At 73.3% G+C, this 19,170-nt stretch carries 17 protein-coding genes; 10 read left to right on the forward strand and 7 right to left on the reverse strand.

Annotation, left to right across the window (positions count from 1 at the left end; all coding sequences use genetic code 11):
* The first annotated feature begins 100 nt into the window (after window positions 1-100).
* From BJY16_RS32625 to BJY16_RS32635, 3 genes are read left to right on the forward strand one after another with little or no spacing between them, the layout of a single operon-like run.
* Window positions 101-1,105, forward strand: coding sequence for a hypothetical protein (locus BJY16_RS32625; RefSeq protein WP_185043401.1), 1,005 nt, complete (start codon window positions 101-103; stop codon window positions 1,103-1,105).
* A gap of 31 nt (window positions 1,106-1,136) precedes the next feature.
* The gene (locus BJY16_RS32630) at window positions 1,137-1,832 is read left to right on the forward strand and encodes a hypothetical protein (protein ID WP_185043402.1); all 696 of its coding nucleotides are present in this window, start codon (window positions 1,137-1,139) and stop codon (window positions 1,830-1,832) included.
* A gap of 55 nt (window positions 1,833-1,887) precedes the next feature.
* Entirely contained in the window at window positions 1,888-2,526 is a 639-nt protein-coding gene (locus BJY16_RS32635) for a TetR/AcrR family transcriptional regulator (protein ID WP_185043403.1), read from the forward strand.
* On the opposite strand, the gene BJY16_RS32640 is transcribed toward BJY16_RS32635, so the two are convergent.
* Window positions 2,493-3,101: a TetR/AcrR family transcriptional regulator gene (locus BJY16_RS32640; protein WP_185043404.1), complete on the reverse strand. Its 609-nt coding sequence runs from the start codon at window positions 3,099-3,101 to the stop codon at window positions 2,493-2,495. The two genes, BJY16_RS32635 and BJY16_RS32640, sit on opposite strands and share 34 nt — an antisense overlap.
* A gap of 122 nt (window positions 3,102-3,223) precedes the next feature.
* Here BJY16_RS32640 and BJY16_RS32645 point away from each other — a divergent pair, with 122 nt between their 5' ends.
* Window positions 3,224-4,108, forward strand: a complete 885-nt coding sequence (locus BJY16_RS32645; RefSeq protein WP_185043405.1) for an alpha/beta hydrolase family protein — start codon at window positions 3,224-3,226, stop codon at window positions 4,106-4,108.
* Here the strand turns inward: BJY16_RS32645 and BJY16_RS32650 are convergent.
* The 4 genes from BJY16_RS32650 to BJY16_RS32665 all read right to left on the reverse strand — a co-directional run bounded on the left by BJY16_RS32650 (window position 4,101) and on the right by BJY16_RS32665 (window position 8,574).
* Window positions 4,101-4,589: a GNAT family N-acetyltransferase gene (locus BJY16_RS32650; RefSeq protein ID WP_185043406.1), complete on the reverse strand. Its 489-nt coding sequence runs from the start codon at window positions 4,587-4,589 to the stop codon at window positions 4,101-4,103. The two genes, BJY16_RS32645 and BJY16_RS32650, sit on opposite strands and share 8 nt — an antisense overlap.
* Before the next feature lie 10 nt (window positions 4,590-4,599).
* Window positions 4,600-6,561, reverse strand: coding sequence for a M6 family metalloprotease domain-containing protein (locus BJY16_RS32655; protein WP_239177834.1), 1,962 nt, complete (start codon window positions 6,559-6,561; stop codon window positions 4,600-4,602).
* Between the two features lie 194 nt (window positions 6,562-6,755).
* On the reverse strand, window positions 6,756-7,625 hold the full coding sequence (locus BJY16_RS32660; RefSeq protein ID WP_239177831.1) for an alpha/beta fold hydrolase: 870 nt from the start codon (window positions 7,623-7,625) through the stop codon (window positions 6,756-6,758).
* A 22-nt stretch (window positions 7,626-7,647) separates the two neighbouring features.
* The gene (locus BJY16_RS32665) at window positions 7,648-8,574 is read right to left on the reverse strand and encodes a quinone oxidoreductase family protein (protein ID WP_185043408.1); all 927 of its coding nucleotides are present in this window, start codon (window positions 8,572-8,574) and stop codon (window positions 7,648-7,650) included.
* Window positions 8,575-8,655: 81 nt separating this feature from the next.
* Between BJY16_RS32665 and BJY16_RS32670 the strand changes: the two genes are divergently transcribed.
* The 3 genes from BJY16_RS32670 to BJY16_RS48685 all read left to right on the forward strand — a co-directional run bounded on the left by BJY16_RS32670 (window position 8,656) and on the right by BJY16_RS48685 (window position 12,077).
* Window positions 8,656-9,078, forward strand: coding sequence for a MarR family winged helix-turn-helix transcriptional regulator (locus BJY16_RS32670; RefSeq protein WP_185043409.1), 423 nt, complete (start codon window positions 8,656-8,658; stop codon window positions 9,076-9,078).
* A 46-nt stretch (window positions 9,079-9,124) separates the two neighbouring features.
* The gene (locus tag BJY16_RS32675) at window positions 9,125-10,414 is read left to right on the forward strand and encodes a helix-turn-helix domain-containing protein (RefSeq protein ID WP_185043410.1); all 1,290 of its coding nucleotides are present in this window, start codon (window positions 9,125-9,127) and stop codon (window positions 10,412-10,414) included.
* 277 nt (window positions 10,415-10,691) lie between these two features.
* A complete protein-coding gene (locus BJY16_RS48685) occupies window positions 10,692-12,077 on the forward strand; it encodes a helix-turn-helix domain-containing protein (protein ID WP_185043411.1) in 1,386 nt (461 codons plus the stop codon).
* Between the two features lie 199 nt (window positions 12,078-12,276).
* On the opposite strand, the gene BJY16_RS32685 is transcribed toward BJY16_RS48685, so the two are convergent.
* The gene (locus tag BJY16_RS32685) at window positions 12,277-14,616 is read right to left on the reverse strand and encodes a M4 family metallopeptidase (protein ID WP_239177829.1); all 2,340 of its coding nucleotides are present in this window, start codon (window positions 14,614-14,616) and stop codon (window positions 12,277-12,279) included.
* 55 nt (window positions 14,617-14,671) lie between these two features.
* A complete protein-coding gene (locus BJY16_RS32690; RefSeq protein ID WP_185043412.1) occupies window positions 14,672-15,970 on the reverse strand; it encodes a carbohydrate-binding protein in 1,299 nt (432 codons plus the stop codon).
* 255 nt (window positions 15,971-16,225) lie between these two features.
* Here BJY16_RS32690 and BJY16_RS32695 point away from each other — a divergent pair, with 255 nt between their 5' ends.
* The 3 genes from BJY16_RS32695 (at window position 16,226) to BJY16_RS32705 (ending at window position 19,153) form a co-directional block, all read left to right on the forward strand.
* Window positions 16,226-16,939: a lytic polysaccharide monooxygenase gene (locus BJY16_RS32695; protein WP_185043413.1), complete on the forward strand. Its 714-nt coding sequence runs from the start codon at window positions 16,226-16,228 to the stop codon at window positions 16,937-16,939.
* A 4-nt stretch (window positions 16,940-16,943) separates the two neighbouring features.
* Window positions 16,944-17,639: a substrate-binding domain-containing protein gene (locus tag BJY16_RS32700; RefSeq protein WP_185043414.1), complete on the forward strand. Its 696-nt coding sequence runs from the start codon at window positions 16,944-16,946 to the stop codon at window positions 17,637-17,639.
* A gap of 71 nt (window positions 17,640-17,710) precedes the next feature.
* Window positions 17,711-19,153: a glycosyl hydrolase family 18 protein gene (locus tag BJY16_RS32705; RefSeq protein ID WP_185043415.1), complete on the forward strand. Its 1,443-nt coding sequence runs from the start codon at window positions 17,711-17,713 to the stop codon at window positions 19,151-19,153.
* The last annotated feature ends 17 nt before the right edge of the window (window positions 19,154-19,170 follow it).

Here is a 19,170-nt window from a genome sequence, read left to right on the forward strand (position 1 = left end):
CGCTGGTCGCCCGCTGTCAGCGCATCGGCGGCTTCATTCCGACTTGTCCGATCCCTACGCTGACCGGCACGGTCTCCCCAGCCGACGGGAGTGGGTCGCGATGGCACGAGGCAGCTGGATCGCCGGTTCGGCGGCGGTGATGGTCCTGACGATCGGGATCGCTGGATGCCGGGACAGCCCGGCCGCCACCGGAACCGCACCGCCGCCCGCCGAGTCCGCCGCGCCCGCCGGTTCCGCCCCGCCCGCCGAGTCCGCCCCGCCGGAAGAGTCCGCCCCGCCCGCCGATTCCGCCGCCCCGGCCGCGGCTCCCGAGTGCGGCGGGAAGCCGCCACGCAATCCCGCCAGGACCGAGTCGGCCGGGGACGCCCTGCGGTTCACCGTCACCCGGGAGATGAGCGGCCAGCTGTGGGACATCGCCCTGTCCGACACGTCCGCCGCCCGCTACCCCGACCTGGCGTTCACCGGCGACCTCGGCGACGGCGCCAAGACGCTGGAGCTGCGCGACGTGTATGCGCGGGCGATGGCCGAGGACGGGTACGCGGTCGGCGTCGACGGCATCGAGCTGAGCATCCGCAACGCCGGCGACAGCGTGGCCACGATCAACGACGTACGGCTGGTCGACATCGGAACGGAGTGCCTGCCGGACGGGCTGCTGGTGCTCTACGGCAACGAGGGCGGCGACCCGATCCAGGTGCTCGACTTCGACCTGCGGGCGGACATCCCGGTCGCCTACGACGGCAGCGAGCCGGACGTCGAGTACTTCAGCGCGAAGACGATCTCGGTCCAGCCCGGCACCGACGAGCAGTACGTGCGGATCGACGCCACCGCGGGCGCCGCCGCCTACACCTTCCGGGTCGAGGTCTCCTACACCGTCGCCGGCGAGGCCTTCACGCAGGTCTTCGGCCGGGCCGGCGGTGGCCCGTTCCGGGTGGCCGCCCTCACCTGCCCGGATCCGGACCTGCGGCGGGAACTCTCGGACGCCGACATCGCGCAGCTCAAGAGCCATCGCTGGGAGCAGATCCGGGTCCGCGAGTCGGGCGCGAACCTGCAGGCGGTCAGGTCGGTCACGGCGGAGTCGTACGCCGAGAACTGCCCGACGTACTGATCAGTCCGATTCGATCGGAAGGACCGTGGCCTTGGCGAAGCGGGCTCGATGCGGGGTGCGGACCACGGTGACCGGCATGGTGCTGCTCGCCGCCGGGCTCACCCTGGGCCGCCGCCCGACGCGCATCCCGGAGCCGCCCCGGCCGGAGCGGACCGGACTGACCGAGTACGAGAAGGCCACTCTCACGGCGGCCCGCCGCCAGGCGTGGGGCACCGTCGTCGGCGCCGTCGCGGGCGCGGCGGCGCTGCTGGTGTCGCTCGGCGCGTTCCTCATCTCGGTCCAGACCTGGCAGAGCCAGACGGAGCACGAGGAACGCGTCTACAGCAGCCAGGTCGCGCTGTGGGCGGTGATCGGCCCGGACCGCAGCAGCATCCTGCCGCCCGGGCTGGACGTGCACGTCCAGAACCTCGCCCCGGTGCCGATGCACCAGGCGCGCCTCCTCGCCCCGCTGGCCTCCGGCGCGGTGGCCGAGGGCTCGCTCGGCGACATGCAGCCGTGCACGGTGCAGTCGTTCCGCATCGCTCCCCCACCCGGCGAGACCTTCGCCAAGGCCCCGGAGCAGTGGCTGGGCTACGCCGACCTGATCCTGGAGTTCGCCGAGTCGGACCACGTCTGGCGGCTGAGCAAGACCGGGCTGGAGTCCCTTCCGGAGCAGCCCGGGCCGGGCGAACACCCCAAGCTCGTCCAGGCGAATCATCGGCAGAACGCCGCCGGGAGCTGCGGCTGACCCGGCGAGCGCCGACCGCCTAGAGTGCGGGAAGGCGCACCTGTGGGGAGGCCTGATGGCGGGAACCGGCGCGGAGGACGTTCGCGAGGCGGTGGTGCGGGCGGCGATTCCGCTTCTCGGTGAGTTCGACACGCTGACCACCGCGCGGATCGCCGGCGCCGCCCGGGTCGACGAGGCCGAGCTGCTGGCGGTGTTCGCCGACAAGGAGGCGGTGCTGCGGGCCTGCGTCACCGCCGTCACGGCGCGGGTGGCGGCGGCGATGGACGTCGACGGAGCCGTACGCGAACTGGAATCGGTCTCCGTGGCGCAGCCGCTGGTCGCGCGTCTGGTCGAGGTGCTCGGCATCCTCGACGACTACTACCGGCGGGTGCGGGCCGACCTCGGCGCCTTCGAGCGGGAGGTGATCACCGGCACGGTCGAGGTGCCGGACGGGTCACTGCCGAGCCGGCAGGATCTCCGGGTGATCAGCGACCTGGTGGAGGTCCGGCAGGCGGTCACCCGGCTGCTGGAGCCGGAGGCGGCGCGGCTGCGGCTGCCCGCGGAGGCGCTGGCCGAGGCGTTCCTGAGCCTGTCGCGCGTCGGCTCCCGCACCCCGGCCGAGGACCGGGAGCCGGTGCCGGCCGCCCAGGTCGTCGACCTCTTCCTGCACGGCGCGCTGGCTCAGTCCGGTGGGGACGGCGTCCACTCCGGTTGAGCCTGCCGCAGCCCGGTGACCAGCAGGGTGACGATCCGGCGCACGTCGTAGTCGGGGTCCTGGACGGTCCAGGCGACCAGGTCACCGACGGCGCGGATCAGCTCGTAGGGGCGGATGTCGGCGACCACCTCGCCGGACTCGGTGGCCGCGTCGAGCAGGTCGGACAGCACCGGGACCAGGCGGTCGAGGAAGAGCTGGTGCAGCGCCGTGTAGCCGGCGGCGTCGCCCTGCCAGACCTTGGCCACGCCGTGCTTGGTGGCGAGGAAGTCGACGAACCGGTGCACCCAGTCGAGCAGCGCGGCGAACGGTGACGGCGCCGACGCGAGCAGCGCCGGTCCGGCCTCGGCGCACGCGTCGATCTGGTGCCGGTAGACCGCGACCATCAGGTCGGCCCGGGTCGGGAAGTGCCGGTAGAGCGTGCCCATCCCCACCCCGGCGGCCGCGGCGACCTCGCGGACCGGGGCGTCCACGCCGGAGGTCGCGAACACCTCGGCCGCCGCGGCGAGCAGCGCGCGCTCGTTGCGCGCCACGTCCGCCCGGCGTTTCGGCGCGGGATTGCCTGGTTCGGTCGTCACCACCGGCCGATTGTGCCACGTCACAGCAGAAAACGGAGCATCGCTCCACCCGCCCTTGCGAAACGGAGCAGCGCTCCGTACGGTGAAGTGGAACGTTGCTCCGCATAGCTGAAGGATGCCCCGTGCCGATCCTGTCTCTGAAACCCGTCGTGCTGCCCGCCCCCGAGCGCGGCGACGACCTGCAAGTCCGTGTCTCCGCCCCGACCACCGGCACCGAGCTGCCGGTGATCGTCTTCGCGCACGGTTTCGCCGGCGCGATGGACTGGTACGACCCGCTCGTCGACCACTGGGCGGCCAACGGTTTCGTCGTCGTGCAGCCCACCTTCCTGGACTCCGCGACGCTCGGCGTCACCCCGGCCGACCCGCGCTACCCGGCGATCTGGCAGACCCGGGTCGACGACCTGGTCCGCGTCATCGACGACCTCGGCACGATCCTGGCCGCGCTCCCGGGCCTGGCCGGCCGGGCCGACCCGGAGCGGCTCGCCGTCGCCGGGCACTCGTGGGGCGGGCAGTCGGCCGGCATGCTGCTCGGCGCCCGCGTCCTCGGCGCCGACGGCCGCCCCGGCGAGGACCGCACCGACCACCGGGTCAAAGCCGGCGTGCTGCTGGCCACCACCGGGCTCGGCGGGGCCGAGCTGGCCCCGTTCGCGCGGGAGCACTTCCCGTTCATGAACCCGGACTTCGACACCCTGAAGACGCCGACCCTGGTGGTCGCCGGCGACGCCGACCAGTCGGCGCTCTCCACCCGCGGCCCGGACTGGTTCACCGACGTCTACCGGCTCAGCCCGGGCGCGCAGGGCCTGGTCACCGTCTTCGGCGGCGAGCACCTGCTGGGCGGCATCCACGGCTACCGCGCGGCGGACACCACCGACGAGAGCCCGGAGCGGGTGGCGCTGATCCGCCGCGCCTCCACCGCGTTCCTGCGGACCGCGCTCGAGGTCGACGCCACCGCGTGGCCGGCCGCGATGGCCACGCCCGACCCGGCCGGCCGGATCGACGTCAAGTAGGGCTCAGCTGGCGCTCGAACCGGGTGCCGCGGCGGCCGCCGACGAACACCGGACCGGCCGGGACGAAGCCGGCCTTGATCAGCACCCGCTGGGACGCGACATTCCGGTCGGCGGCGGCCGCGCGAAGCGCCCGCAGGCCGTGGTCGGTCGCCGCGAGCCCGCACAGCTCCCGGACGGCCGCGGTCGCCACGCCGCGTCCGGCGACACGCTGGGCGACCCGGTAGCCGAGGTCCGCACCCTCGCCGTCGATGTTGTAGAGGTTGAACCGGCCGAGCACCGCGCCGTCCTCGGCGACGAGCAGGTAGAAGGCGCACGTGCCGGCTGCCTGCTCGGCCAGCGACGCCCGGTGGTGCTCGGGGAAACCGGCGAAGAAGTCGTCACCGCGGTCGGAGATCGAGGTGGCGAACCAGGCGCGGTTCGCCACCTCGAAGGCCAGGACCGCCTCGGCATGATCGGCGGCCAGCCGCTTCAGCTCGGACACCGGCCGGACCTTACCGCCGTACCGTGCAGGTGGTGGTGGCGGTGGCGGCCGGGTTGCTCTCCGAGGTGACGGTGACCGGGACCTTCCCGGCGCGGTTCACGTGCACCTCGACCGTGGACGTGCGGCCGCCCGGCACGGCGACGACCGCGCGCGGCAGGGTGGCGCCGGGCGCCGTGACGCGCAGGACGTCGTCACCACGGCCGGTGTTGCGTACCGGAATCGTGCACGTGGCCCAGCCGGACTTGTCGGCGCGGGCGGACGCCGGGAAGGCGCGGACCCCGCGGGCGGCCGGCCCGGCGCCGTCCAGGGAGCGGACCGCGACCTGGTAGGACAGCACCCCGTCCCGGTCCCGCTTGCGGTCCAGCACGTAGAAGTGCAGCCGGTTCGCGGTGTCCACGTACTCGAACTCGCTGCCCGACCCGGTCCCGGCGTGGAACAGCGCGTCGGACAGCTGCCGGTAGTCGCCGACGGTCATCTTCTGCGGCGTGCCGTCCGGCAGCACGAAGTCCACCTTGTCGATGTCCTGCGGGTTGGCGTCGACGGTCCAGATGAACGGCGCGCTGTCCGCGTTCTTGGTCTTGGCCAGCAGCACCCCGGAGTCCGGGGTGAACGAGTCGAAGCCCATCCGGTCGACCACCTCGACGGTGTAGTTGTCGTAGCCGCCGCCGTCACAGTACGGATCCGTCGCCGCGTCACAGGCCGCCGACCGGTCGCCGCCGTCCAGGGTGACGTTGATCCCGGCCCGTCCGCGGTCCACCTCACGGGCCGTCACCCTGGTCACCACGACCCCGGAGGTCGCCAGGGCGTCCCGGGACAGTTTCAGCACCGCCGCGTCGTCGACGATGCCGAGCTTCATCTTGTTGCGCAGCATGTGCTGGGCGCCCATCGACGAGCCCGCGGTGCCCGGGATCAGCCACCGGCTGTGCGGCCCGCCGGGCCCGTTGAAGGTGCCGCGGCTGAGCATCTCCCACGGTCCGCTGTAGTCGCGGCGGGCCGGGATCCCGTACGGATTGTTGTAGTTGTCGCCGACGCCGAGGATGTGGCTGAACTCGTGCGCGTAGGTCGACATGCCGGAGCTCTCCGCCTGCAGCGAGCTGCCCCGCGAGGCGTTCGGCCAGATGTTCGACGACGCCTGCCAGGAGGTCCAGTCGACGTAGCGGGTCGCGTTCCAGTTCGGCAGCGCCGCGTCCGGCGGCCCGAACTCGTCGGAGACGTCCTCCTTGGCGCCGAACTTCATCTGCCCGAACTCCTGCCAGGTCGACGACTCGTCCTGGCCGGCGGAGAGGAAGAAGACGAAGTCGTAACGGCCCGCCTCCTCGGCACCGACCGCGGCGATCCAGGCCGCTTGCGCATCGGTACGCAGGTCGCGCCCGCACTGGTCGCCGGCCGGGCAGCCCATCCCGCGCTGCATCGAGTTCTCGATCCCGTACTCGTGGCTGTCGGCCGGCATCTGGTAGACGCCGAACGCGCTCAGCTCGATGCCGAACCGGCCGTTCGAGTCCTCCATCCAGTACTCGTGGATGGTGTGCCCGCGGTTCAGCTCCCCCAGCTTGTTGAGGAAGTCCCGATAGAAGGCCGGCACATCATCACGAGCCAGGTTCTGTACGCCGGACGGGTTGCGGTAGATCGTCGAGTGCTCCGGCTGGGTCACCACGAACGGCTGGTTCGGGTAGTCGACCAGCACGAGCGCGCCGTTGAAGGTGCGCTCCGAGCCGCGTACCGACGGGTCGGCCCAGTCGGTCCCGGGCACCTTCCGGTAATCCGACCAGGTCATCGTGTCCGGCAGCTCGTAGTGCTGCGGGTCGATCGGCTGCGGCCCGCCACCCGGCTTGGCGAGCGCGGCCGGCTCGTCCACCTGCCACGGCTGCGTCTGTGGCCAGTGCCGCGTCCGCCACGGCGTCTCGGGATCACCTCCCGGCGGCGCGGCCCCGGCCGGCGCCCCGGCGAACACCCCACCGGCCACCAGCACCACAACGGACAAGACCGACCCGACACCCCGACCCGTCACCATCCCGCCATCCTGGCAGCTCGATCGACACCTTTCAATCAAATGCCGGTCCGGCCGGCCGCGGGGCCACCCCGACCAGGCCATTCCGCCCGAGCTCCATCAGGAATCGCTGGGACGCGGTTCGGCGGCAGCCCCGGAGGCCGGCCGGGGGTCATGGGTCACTCACCGGAAGGGGGCCGGATCGGCAGCAGCCGGGCCACGCCGGGCTGGGCCGGGTCGTCGGCAATGTCGCGGCCGTCGAGCCAGCAACCGATCACGTGGGCCAGCTCGCCCGGATGGCTGTAGTTCACCGCGTGCGCCGCGCCGTCGATGACCACCACGCTCAGGTGCGGGGGCGCCAGCCGGGCCAGCTCGCGCACCCGCTCCAGCGGCGGCATCAGCGGATCGCGGCTGCCGATCACGGCGAGCGTCGGCACCGGCGTACGCAACAGTCGCTCGTGGGCCGGGAAGCGCATCAGCTCGCTGAACAGGTGCAGGCCGTTCAGCGGTCCGAAGTGCAGGTAGTCCGGCAGCACGACCGGCATCATCCGCAGGCTCTCCCGGGTCACGTCCCGGGCGAGCTGCAGCAGGGCCCGGCCGAGCGGCTGGTTGTGCATGCCGCCGGCCGGTGCGGCGAGCACGATGCCGGCCACCCGGTCCGGCGCGCTGTGCGCCACCTCCAGCGACACCGGGCCGCCCATCGAGTTGCCGACCAGGTAGACCCGCTCCATCTCGAGCGCGTCCAGGATCTCCAGCAGCGCCCAGGCCAGGGACGGGATGCCGAGCGGGTGCCCCCAGTCCGCGCTGCGCCCGTAGCCGGGCAGGTCCGGGACGACGGTGGTCGCCCGGCCGGCGAGGGCCCGGGCGGTCGGCATCAGGTACTTCCCGGAGATCGCGAAGCCGTGCACGTGCACCAGCGGGATCGAGCCGGGCACCGCGGGGCCCATCCGCACGTACACCGAGCGTCCCTGCACCTCGACCCGGCGATCCTGCCAGCCCCGCTCCGCCATCGCGCCATCGTCGCCCGGCGACCACCGGACCGGCGTCATCCGTTGAGGATGATCGAGCTGGTCAGGGCACGAGCACGAGCCGCTCGCCGGTCTCGGCGGTCCATGCCCGGGCCACCTCGGCGAGCGGCACCGGCCGCGCCCGCACGTCGATCCGCCCGTCACCGACCGCCGCCGCGATCTCCGGCAGCTCCGCGATGAAGTCCCGGGGCGACACCGAACCGATCCCGCTGCCGACGATCTGCAGCCGGGCCGCCCGCAGCGCGGCCGACGGTATCGGCGCGGTCTGCCCGGCCATCGACCCGATCTGCATCCAGGTCAGCGGCGCCGACCGGTCCGCACGGGCGGTCAGCATCGGGATCATCGCGGCCGCGGCCGGCTCGCCCCACACGTAGTCGAGGACCACGTCGACGTCCGCCGCCCGCTCGATCCGGTCGAAGGAGCAGGTCTCGTCCGCGCCGAGGGCGGCCAGCCCGGCCAGCCGCTGCGCGTCCCGTCCGGCGGCGATCACCTGCCCGGCGCCGAACAGCTTCGCCACCTGGATCGCCATCCGCCCGGCGTTCCCGGTGGCCCCGATGATCAGCACCCGCTGGCCCGGCGTGAACCCGATCCGGCGGCGCAGCGCCACCCACGACGACATGGCCGGGTTCATCGCCGCCGCGATCCGCACCGGGTCCACGCCGTCCGGCAGCACCACGCTGCGCCGGACGTCGATCACCGTCCGCTCCGCGAACGTCCCGGCTCTCGTGTCGTCCAGGACGGCATAGCGCAGCCGGCCGGTCGGATCCCGGACGACACCGTCGGCGCCGGGCACCAGCGGGAACGCACCGGCGCTGCTGTAGTGCGAGCCGGTCGCCTTCGACCGGGTCAGGTGGTGCAGGCCGGCGGCGAGCACCTCGACCACCATCTCGTTCTCCTCGGCGGCCACCGGCTCCGGGTGCTCGCGGTAGGCCGGCGGGGTGTCAGAAGCGGACAGGACTGCGGCGTGCATCGGAACCTCCGAGATGGTTCGTAATCCCAACTACCTCCAGAATGGTTGGGAATCCCAACGATGTCAACTACGATCTGACGCATGGGTTCCGAGGGTTCGGTGGACGAGGTGCTCGACGTCCTGGTCCGCTACACGTTCCACGTGACCGGCGTGCTCACCCGCCTCGGCGCGGAGAACGACCTGTCGCTGACCCAGCTGCGGGTGTTCGGCATCCTGCGCGACCGCCGGCCCCGGGTCACCGAGCTGGCCGCCTACCTGGGCCTGGACAAGTCCACGATGTCCGGCCTGATCGACCGCGCCGAGCGTCGCGGCCTGCTCGCCCGTGGCAAGAGCCCGGCGGACGGCCGTGTCATCGAGGTCTTCCTGACCCCGGCCGGCCGCGAGCTGACCGAGCGGCTCTACCGCGAGGCCCGCGACACCCTCGCGCCCGGCCTGCAACGGCTCGCCCCGGCCCAGCGCGCTCAGCTGCTCGGACTGCTCGGCCCGCTGCTGAGCCCGGCCTGACAACCGTGGCATGCTTGACGATCGCGGCGACCGGAGGGGAGCTGACGTGACGACGGACGACGTGGGCGCGCGGATCCGCCACCTGCGCCTCGCGCACGGCCTGACCCAGCGTGAGCTGGCCGCCCCGGACTACAGCCGCACGCTGCTGGCCGCCGTCGAGTCCGGCACCCGGAAACCGAGCGACCAGATGATCGCGCACCTCGCGGTCCGCTTCGGCATGGATCAAGACGATTTGCGGTACGGTCGTCCGCCGGGCGCCGTCGCCGACCTCGAGGACACCTTGCAGCAGGCCCGCAAGGCGCTCTCGCAGGGCAAAGTGGACCACGCCGAGGACGTGTTCCGCCGGGTTCACCAGGACGCCACCCGCTACGCCCTGCCCGCCCCGGCCGGCTGGGCGGCGTACTGGCTGGGTGAGGCCCGGTTGCAGCGCGGCGACCTGCGCGGCGCCGAGCAGCAGTTCGCCCGGGTGCGCGCCGACGAGCACTGCCCGCCGGTCCCCCGCGCGGCGGCGCTGGCCCGGTGGGCGTACTGCCGGTTCGCCGGCGGTGACGCGTTCACCGCGACCGCCACGCTGCAGGAGGCGCTGCGCGCGGCGCGCGAGTCTGGCACCCCGGATCCGGACGCGCGGCTGCGATTGTCCACCGTGCTGCTCTACCTCTTCGTCGAGCTGGACTGGCGGGAGCGCGCGCACGACCTCGAAGCCGACATCGTCGGGCTCCTGCCGCAGGCCACCCGCCCGGAGTGGCTGGCGCACTTCTACACCACCGCGGGGCAGCTGCGCCGCACCCCGGCGGAGCTGCCCGAGGCGGAGCGGATGTTCGGCGAGGCCGGCCGGATCTACCGGGAGCTGGGCCTGACCCGGGAGATCGGGCTGTGCCACTGGGCGTACGGGTACGTGCTGCGCCGGGTGGACCGGCTGCCGGAGGCGGCCCGCGAGTTCAGCGCGGCGGCCGAGATCCTGCTGGCCGTCGGCGCCGCCCAGGACCACGCGGGCGCGACGCTGGAGCTGGCCGAGGTGCGCCGCCGCGAGGGCGACCGGGACGAGGCGGTCCGGCTCGCCGAGGTGGCGGCCCGGGTCAGCGCCGAGTTCCAGCACGTGGAGTGCATGGCCGAGGCCGGCCGGCTGCTCGGCCTGGTCGCGGTGAGCCGGGGCGACACCGCCGAGGGCGAGCGGCTGCTCACCGAGGCCGCCGACCGCTACGAGCGCAGCGGCTTCGTGAGCGAACTGATCCGCACCTGCCGCATGCTCGCCGACGCACTGATCGATTCCGGTCGCATCTCCGAGGCAGCGGCGGTCCTCCGCCGTGGCCTGCGCGCAGCGGAGAAGAGCCGATGATCCTGGCGCACCCGAACGGCCCCGAGCCGCGAACGGCGGAGACGAGCCGATGAGCGACGCGAACCCGATCCGCCCGGCAACCGCATCCGCGAGCGACCCGGACCAGCCAAGGAGCGACGCAGACCCGACCGACCCCGCGACCGCATCCGCGAGCGGCCCCGACGCGCCCACGGGCAACCCGGACCCGACCCACCCCGCAACCCCATCCCCAAACGACCCCGACGAGCCGATGAGCGACGTGGGACGGCGCATCCACCGGCTGCGGACGGCGCGGTCCATGAGCCAGCGCGAGCTGGCCGCGCCCCGGTACACGGCGGCATATGTGTCGTCGGTGGAGGCCGGCCGCCGGGTCCCGTCCACCGACGCCCTCGCCCATTTCGCCGAGCGGCTCGGCACCAGCGCCGAGGAGCTGGCCACCGGCAGCTCACCGGACCGGCGAGTCCGCTGGAGCCTGGAACTGGCGCTCGTCGAAGCGAGAGCCAACGACCCGGCGCTGATCAAGCCGACGGCCAGCGACGCGACCGCAGCCGAGGCGGCGCGCGGCATGGCGCCCGGAGCCGAGGCGACGGACGGCGACGTGACGGCGGCCGAGGCGACGGACGGCGACGTGACGGCGGACAGCGACGTGACGGCGGACAGCAACGTGGCGACGGACGGCGACGTGACGACGGTCGAGGCGGAATACCGGCGGCTGGCGGGCGTCGGCGACGACCTGCATCGGGCCCGGTGCCACCTCGGGCTCGGCCACCTGGCGCTGCGTCGTGACGATCTGGAGGCGGCCGGTCGGGCGTTCGCAGGGGCGGAGCGGTTGGCCGCGGCGGCTCCCGCGCATCTGCGGGCCGCGCCGGTGGCTGGGCAGGCCGAATGCCTGCGCCGGCAGGGCGATCCGCGGTACGCGGTGTTCCTGCTGAGCCGGGCGCTCGACGAACTGGCCGCGGCCGGGCTGCCGGATCCGGAGGCGCTGCTCGCCCTGCACACTGGCCTGGCGCTGTGCCACCGGGACCTGGACGACGAGGACGCGGCCTCGAACGCGGCGTCGGCGGCGCTGGCGCTGGCCGGTCCCGCGGACGCCGGCGCGGTCGCCGACCTGCACCTGGCGGTGGCCGGCACGCTGCTGGACCGGGGCGACCCGCAGGCGGCCGCGGGAGCGTTGCTGCAGGCCCGGCACGCCCGGCGGCAGGCCGCGCTGGCCGTGGAACTGGCGCACTGCCGGCTCATCCGCGGGCGGGCCCGGCACGCCGCCGGGGATCTGGACGGGGCGGTCCGGGATCTGACCGGGGCGCACGGCGGGTTCGCCGCTGCCGGACTGTCCGGTCCGCTCGTCGACGCGGCGGTGGAGCTCGCGGCGGTCTATCGACGGCTGGATCGGCGTACCGAAGCACGGGTTTTGCTCGTCGGTCTGCGGTCCGGCGGGCCCGGTGCGGACCGGGTGCTGGCCGCGCTGGCGGCAGATGAGGGCGATGTCCGGGCGGCCGAGCGTCATCTGCGCGCCGCCGCCGACGGTTATCGCCGGCGGGGACCGCGGCGCAGCCTGGCGGCGGTGCTGCTCGCGCTCGCCGACAACCTGGAGGCGCAGGGCCGCGCGGCGGAGGCCGTCACGCTGATGCGTGACGGCCTCGCCGAGGTGGAACGGTTGTCCGGAGACGCCGCGCGCTCCGGCTGAGGGGAACCGGCGTCCGGAGGTGCGTCATGGTCCGCTGAGAGGATCGGCGCCCAGAGGTGCGGCACCCTCCGGCTCAGAGGATCGGCGCCCGGAGGTGCGGCACCCTCCGGCTCAGAGAACCGGCCTCCGGAGGTGCGGCACCCTCCGGCTCGGAGAACCGGCGTCCGGAGGGTGCGTCACCCGTCGGCTGACGAGCCGGTCAGCAGGGTCCGGCGTCGGTCCAGACCGCCCAGGAGCCGGGTGCTCCGGGTTCGGCGCCGGTGGAGTACCAGGTGGAGTTCCACAGGTGACCCTTGTGGGACGCCTTGTCGCCGGGCACGTAGCCGCGGGTCGCCGACCAGGCCGCCACGCCGCCGCAACCGGTCGGCGGGGTGTCGCCGGAGACGGTCAGCGTGTAGGTCGCGGTGTGCGTGGTGTCCGTGCCGGTCCCGGTGATCGTCAGCGGGTAGGTGCCGGCGGTCGCGGTGGAGGCGACCGTGACGGTGAGGGTGGCCGATCCGCCGGAGGTGACCGACGGCGGGCTGACCGCGGCGGTGACCCCGGTCGGCGCCCCGGAGACCGTCAGGCTGACCGGCTGGGCGTTACCGGCGGTGACCGCCGTGGCGATCGACGCGGTGGCCGAGCTGCCCGGCGCGACCGTGCCGGCCGACGGGGACAGCGACACCGAGAAGTCGTTGCCGGTCGGCTGGCCGGTGGTCACCGTGACCGTGTAGGTCGCGGTGTGGCTGCCCGAGGCGGCCGACCCGGTGACGGTGATCGCCTTGCTGCCGAGCGCCGCGGTCGACGACGCCCGCAGGGTGAGCGTGGCCGACTGGCCGGCGGTCACGGTGGCCGGGCTGAACGTCGCGGTGACCCCGGACGGCAGGCCGGACGCGCTGAGCGTGACGGGCTGCGCGCTGCCCGCGGTGAGCTGGGTGGCGACCGTGGTGGTCACGGTGCCGCCCTGCGCCAGGGTGCCGGCGGCCGGGCTGGTGGACAGCGAGAAGTCGTTCGCCGGGACGGTGGTGCAGGCCGGTTCGCCGGACTGCGTGCCGATGCTGACCGCGCTCCAGGCGGCCTTGGTGGCGGCGCACTCGGCGGACCCGGCGCCGAAGAGGTTGACCGCCGCCCGGACCGTGGCCCCCCGATACTTCGGCGCGCTCCAGCCGGAGGTCTTCATGTTCATCGCGGACATGAAGATCTGCCCGGCCTTCTGGATGCCGATGCCGGTGACCGTGCTGCCGTCGCAGGTGGGGCTGGCCGGGTTGCCGTTGGCCGGCCGGCTCCCCTCGCTGAGCAGGTAGAACCAGTGGTTGGTCGGGCCGGCCGCGGCGTGCACCTCGGTGCCCGGGATCGACGACGAGTAGCAGCTCGGGTCGCCGTTGGTGCCCGGGTTGTACATGTACCGGATCGGCCCGGAGCCGACCAGGTTGATCTCCTCGCCGACGGTGTAGTCGGCCGGGTCGCTGGTGTTGTTCGCGAAGTGCTCGGTGAGCGCGCCGAAGATGTCGCCGGTGGCCTCGCCGAGCCCGCTCTCGGCGGCGGTCCCGGAGCCGGTGAACTGGTCGATGGCGTGGCCCATCTCGTGGCCGACCACGTCCATGCTGACCGCCTGCGCGGTGTTCGACGAGTTGTGGCCGAAGGTGCCGGTCGAGCCGTCCCAGTACGCGTTGACCGCGTTCAGCCCGACGTAGAGCGGGAACGCCCGGCCGGTGCCGCTGACGCCGTTGCGGCCCAGCCAGCTCTGCAGCATGTTCCACTCCTGCTGGACGCCGTAGTACGCGTCGACACAGGCGGTCTGCAGGTCGGTGCCGGTGCCGGTGCCGCCGTTGCGGTAGGTCTGCTTGCTGCTGTAGTTGCCGCAGGACAGCCCGGCCCGCTGCGGGTCCTGCAGCAGGCCGCCGTTGGTGTCGATCTGCACCGGCCCGTTGAGGTAGCCGCGGGCCGCCTCGAAGACCACGTCGTCCTTGGTGGACAGGACCTTGCCGGTCTGCGCGTCGACCCAGACGTGCAGCCGGCTCGGGGTGTCGTCCCTGGTGCCGCTCAGCAGGGTCTCGTAGGCCAGCCGGGGGGTGGCGGTCAGCGCGTGCACGACCAGTTGCGGCTTGCTCGCGGTCGACACGGTGTCGAGCTGCTTGCGGGCGGTGGCGGCGGCCTGGCCGGCGCGGATCCGCGGGGTCAGCGAGGACAGCGTGACCTGGCCGTGGTCGGCGGCCAGGGTGTCGGTGACGTGGCCGGCGGCGTCCACCACGACGGTGGCGTCACCGCCGACGACCGGCAGGCCGCGGTAGGTGCGGTCGTAGGTGACGTACTGCAGGCCGCCGAGGCCGGCCACGGCGTGGCGTCGCAGGAAGGCGTCGTCGGGGCCCTTGGCCAGGGCGTCGAGGCCGCTGGCGGCGGCCCGGTCGGCGGCGGCCAGGGCGCCGGCGGGCGGCGTGGTGGCCGGCGAGGCGGGTGCGGGTTGCGGGGCGGCCTGCGCGCCGGCGTGTGGCGTGAAGGCGATGGTGGCCACGCCGACGGCCAGGGCCGTCACCGCGGTCAGAACGGATCTCGTTGTCACCGGGACTCCTTGGGGGATCACCTGTCGGGAGAGGAGGGTCGACCGCGGGTGGCGGTCAGAGGCGCTGCCAGAGGGCCGGCACGGCGGGCGGTTCCCAGCCGGTCATCGAGGTGTGCTGCTGCAGGCAGCGGTAGGCGGCGCCGCCGTAGGTGACCTGGGCGCCGGCGGCGTAGGTGACGCCGGGCGCCCAGGTGCCGCCGGGCGGCGGGGTGGTCGGGCCGGTCGGGCCGGGGCCCGGGTCGCCGGAGGTGAGCAGGGTGAGGCCGTAGGCGGCGAGGATCGGGTTGACCGGCTGGAAGTACATGACGCCGCCGGTGCTGCAGTTGCCGGAGCCGCCCGAGGTGACCCCCTGCGCCTGGTTGCCGGCCAGCCAGGATCCGCCCGAGTCGCCCGGCTCGGCGCAGGCGTTGGTGCGGGTCAGCCCACTCACGGTGCCCTCGGCGTAGGTGACCGAGGCGTTCTTCTGCTGGATGGTGCCGCAGTGCCAGCCGGTGGTGGAGCCGGACCGGCAGACCGCGGCGCCGACCGCGGCCTCGGTGGAGCCGGCCACCGTGACCGTGCCGCCGCTGTAGTTGTTCACCAGGCCGCGCGGGGTGTTGCCGGCGTCGACCCGGACCCAGGCGTAGTCGCGGCCCGGGAAGGTGGAACCCTGGAAGGTGCCGGCGGGCTGGCTGGTCCGCGCGCCGGCCTGGCCGCAGTGACCGGCCGTGACGAAGCCGCCGGTGACCGAGAAGCCGATCGAGCAGCGGCTGCCGCTGCCGATGTAGTAGGCGTTGCCGCCGATCACGTCCAGGTAGGGCCGCGGGTTCTCGGTGGTGGCGCGGACCTCGACGGCGGCCGCGACGCCGGCCCGGCGGGCGAAGTCGTGTCCGGTTCCGATCGCGTCGCCGTGGGCCAGCACGACCACCGTGTTGGCGATCAGGTCGGCGTACCAGCCCTCGACCGCGGCGGGCGCCGGGACGCGGTCCAGCCGGGCGACGGTGGCCTGCAGGTTCGCCTCGCTGCGCGGGACGCGGACCGGTTCGGCGCCGAGCGCCCGGACGGCCGGGGCGGCGGTGTCGTCGGTGATGCCGACCCGCACGGTGCTGCCGTCGCCGGCGACCCAGGTGCCGCCGTAGCGGGCGCCGAGGGTCTGGCGCAGCACCTGCTGGGTGCGGCCGGCCCGCTGGTCGGTGTCCAGCCGGGCGGTGGCCTGCGCCGGGGTGAGCCGCAGGTCGCGTTGCAGGGCGGTGAACAGCTCCGGGGTGACGCCGGCCGGCGCGGTGGCCGCGTCGGCGTGGGTGGTCAGGGTGAGCGCGGCCACGGCGGTGGCGGCGAGGGCGGCCGCCAGGACGGCGGCTGGTCTTCGATGCACGGCAACTCCTCGGCACAGAGACGTTAACTGTTGTTACCATCGATGTGTCGAGCCACGATAGGCAGGCGTGGCATCGCCGTCAATAGGCAGACTTCGATGATGTTTCCCGCGAGAGCGCTCTCTTTCCGCAGGTGGCGCCGGAGAGCGTTTCCTGATGACCTTTCTCGTTCAAACTGTTGACAAACTTAACTGTTAATCGCTCTGATAAATATCGGCGGGCGTCAACGTGTCCGCCGTGTGTCCCCGAGGAGCGACATGAAGATCAACAAGAGATCGGCGGCGACGGCCGCGGCGGTGATGGTGGCGCCCCTGGCGGCAGTCCTGGCGCCGGCCCCGCCGGCCGCCGCGCACGGCTGGATCACCAGCCCGCCGAGCCGGCAGGACCAGTGCGCCACCGGCACGGTGTCCGGCTGCGGCCAGGTCGCCTACGAGCCGCAGAGCGTGGAGGCGCCCAAGGGCGCCCGCACCTGCAGCGGCGGCAGCGGCTTCACCGTGCTGGACAACGACAACGCCGGCTGGAAGGCCACCGACATCGGCAGCAGCGCCGCGTTCACCTGGCGCAACACCGCGGCCCACCGGACCCTCAACTGGCAGTACTACGTCGACGGCCAGCTGCACCAGACGATCAGCGGCAACGCCTCGCAGCCGCCGTCGACGGTGTCGCACACGCTGACCGGCCTGCCGGCCGGCCGCCACAAGATCCTCAGTGTCTGGAACATCTACGACACCGCGAACGCCTTCTACGCCTGCGTCGACGTCAACGTCGGCGGCACCGGGGGCGGCGGCGGGCCGACCACTCCCCCGCCGACCGGCGACTGCACGACGGCCTGGTCCGCCTCGGCCGTCTACACCGGCGGCGCGACCGTGTCGCACGCCGGCCACAACTGGACCGCCCGCTGGTGGACCCAGGGCGAGGAGCCGGGCACCGCCGGCCAGTGGGGCGTCTGGCAGGACAAGGGCGCCTGCTGAGCCGATGATCCGATTCCTCATGGTGGCCGCCGTCGTGGCCTTGACCGCGACGGCCTGCTCGTCCGCGCCACCGGCCGTCGCCACCGGGCCCGACCATCACCACCATGACGCGGTGGCGGCCTCCGGGCAGCCGCAGGGCCGGCTGAGCGTCCGGGCCGACGCTGAGCTGCGGCCGGTCCTGAACGTCCTCACCGGCCAGTTCCAGGAGGCGTTCCCGGGCACCGAGGTGCTCGTCGAGTACGGCGTCGGCGGCACCGCGGACGTCACGCTCACCGACGACCCGCGGGCCGCGGACCCGGCCGCCGTCGTGGCCCGCAATCCGCTGGTCATCGCGACGGCCCGGACCGCGACGGACGTGCACACCGCCGCCGACCTGCGCCGGCCCGGCGTCCGGGTGGCGGCCGGCACCGACGCGGCCGGCCTGGTCCCGGCCACGCTGCGGACCGACGGGCCCGGCGCGGTGGCGGCCGTGGTCACGGGGGCCGCGGACGTGGCCGTGGTGCACCGCACCGATGTCGTCGCGGCCAAGGCGGACCTGCGGGTCGTCGACTTCCGCGAGGGCATCCAGCACGCCCAGCAGTTCACCCTGGTCCTGACCCCCTCCGGCGGGAACCGGGTGACCGCGGAGGCCTTCCGGGAGCTGATGCGCTCGGCGCTGGCCCAGCGGGTCTTCTCCGACGCGGGGTTCTCCGCGGCCTGAACCACCCGAGCCACGGGACAAGGACGTCGCGTGGCTCAAAGCATCGACGTACGTCAATGTTTGGAGATTTCATGATCACTCGCCGTACCCTCTGGGCCGGCGCCGCCACGCTGATCGGGGCGGCAGCCATGCTGGTCCCGGTCGCCACCGCGTCCGCGGCCACACCCTGCGCCCCGGCGTGGAGCGCCACGCAGGTCTACACCGGCGGCGCCGCCGTGTCGTACCAGAGCAAGAATTACTCCGCGAAGTGGTGGACGCAGGGCGATGTCCCGTCCGCGAGCGGGCAGTGGGGGGTCTGGGCCGACAAGGGCGCCTGCGACGGCGGGTCCGAGCCGAGCACCCCGCCCAGCTCGCCGTCCACGCCGCCGACCTCGCCGTCCACTCCCCCGACCGGCCCGTCCGGCGACAAGTGGGTGGTCGGCTACTTCGCCGAGTGGGGCGTCTACGGCCGCAACTACCACGTGAAGAACATCGACACGTCCGGGTCGGCGTCGAAGGTCACCCACATCCTGTACGCCTTCGGCAACAGCACCGGCGGCCGCTGCTCGATCGGTGACTCGTACGCCGACTACGAGAAGGCCTACACCGCGGACCAGTCCGTCGACGGCGTCGCGGACACCTGGGACCAGCCGCTGCGGGGCTCGTTCAACCAGCTGCGCAAGCTGAAGAAGAAGTACCCGCACCTCAAGGTGATCTACTCGATCGGCGGCTGGACCTGGTCGGGCGGCTTCACCCAGGCCGCGCAGAACCCGGCGGCGTTCGCCGACTCCTGTTACAACATGATCGAGGACCCGCGCTGGGCGGACGTGTTCGACGGCATCGACATCGACTGGGAGTACCCGAACGCCTGCGGGCTGCAGTGCGACAGCAGCGGCCCGGACGCCTTCAACAAGGTGATCTCGGCGCTGCGCACCAAGTTCGGCCAGAGCTACCTGATCACCGCGGCGATCACGGCCGACGGCAGCACCGGCGGCAAGATCGACCTGACCGACTACGCCACCGCGGCGCAGAAGCTGACCAAGGTCTTCCCGATGACCTACGACTACTTCGGCGCCTGGGCCAACACCGGCCCGACCGCACCGCACTCCCCGCTCACCTCCTACCCGGGCATCCCGATCGCCGGCTTCTACTCGGACGCGGCCATCCAGAAGCTGAAGAGCAAGGGCATCCCGTCCGACAAGCTGCTGCTCGGGGTCGGCTTCTACGGCCGCGGCTGGACCGGCGTCACCCAGACCGAACCGGGCGGGTCGGCGACCGGGGCGGCACCCGGCACCTACGAGGCCGGCATCGAGGACTACAAGGTCCTGAAGAACAGCTGCCCGGCGACCGGCACCGTGGCCGGCACCGCCTACGCCAAGTGCGGCAGCAACTGGTGGAGCTACGACACCCCGGCCACCATCGCCGGCAAGATGGCCTACGCCAAGCAGCAGAACCTGGGCGGGGCCTTCTTCTGGGAGTTCTCCGGCGACACCGGCAACGGTGAGCTGATCTCCGCCATCAGCGGCAACCTGTAAGGAAGTGAACGGGCGGA

Origin of the sequence: Actinoplanes octamycinicus (assembly GCF_014205225.1) — a bacterium.
Classification (GTDB): domain Bacteria; phylum Actinomycetota; class Actinomycetes; order Mycobacteriales; family Micromonosporaceae; genus Actinoplanes; species Actinoplanes octamycinicus.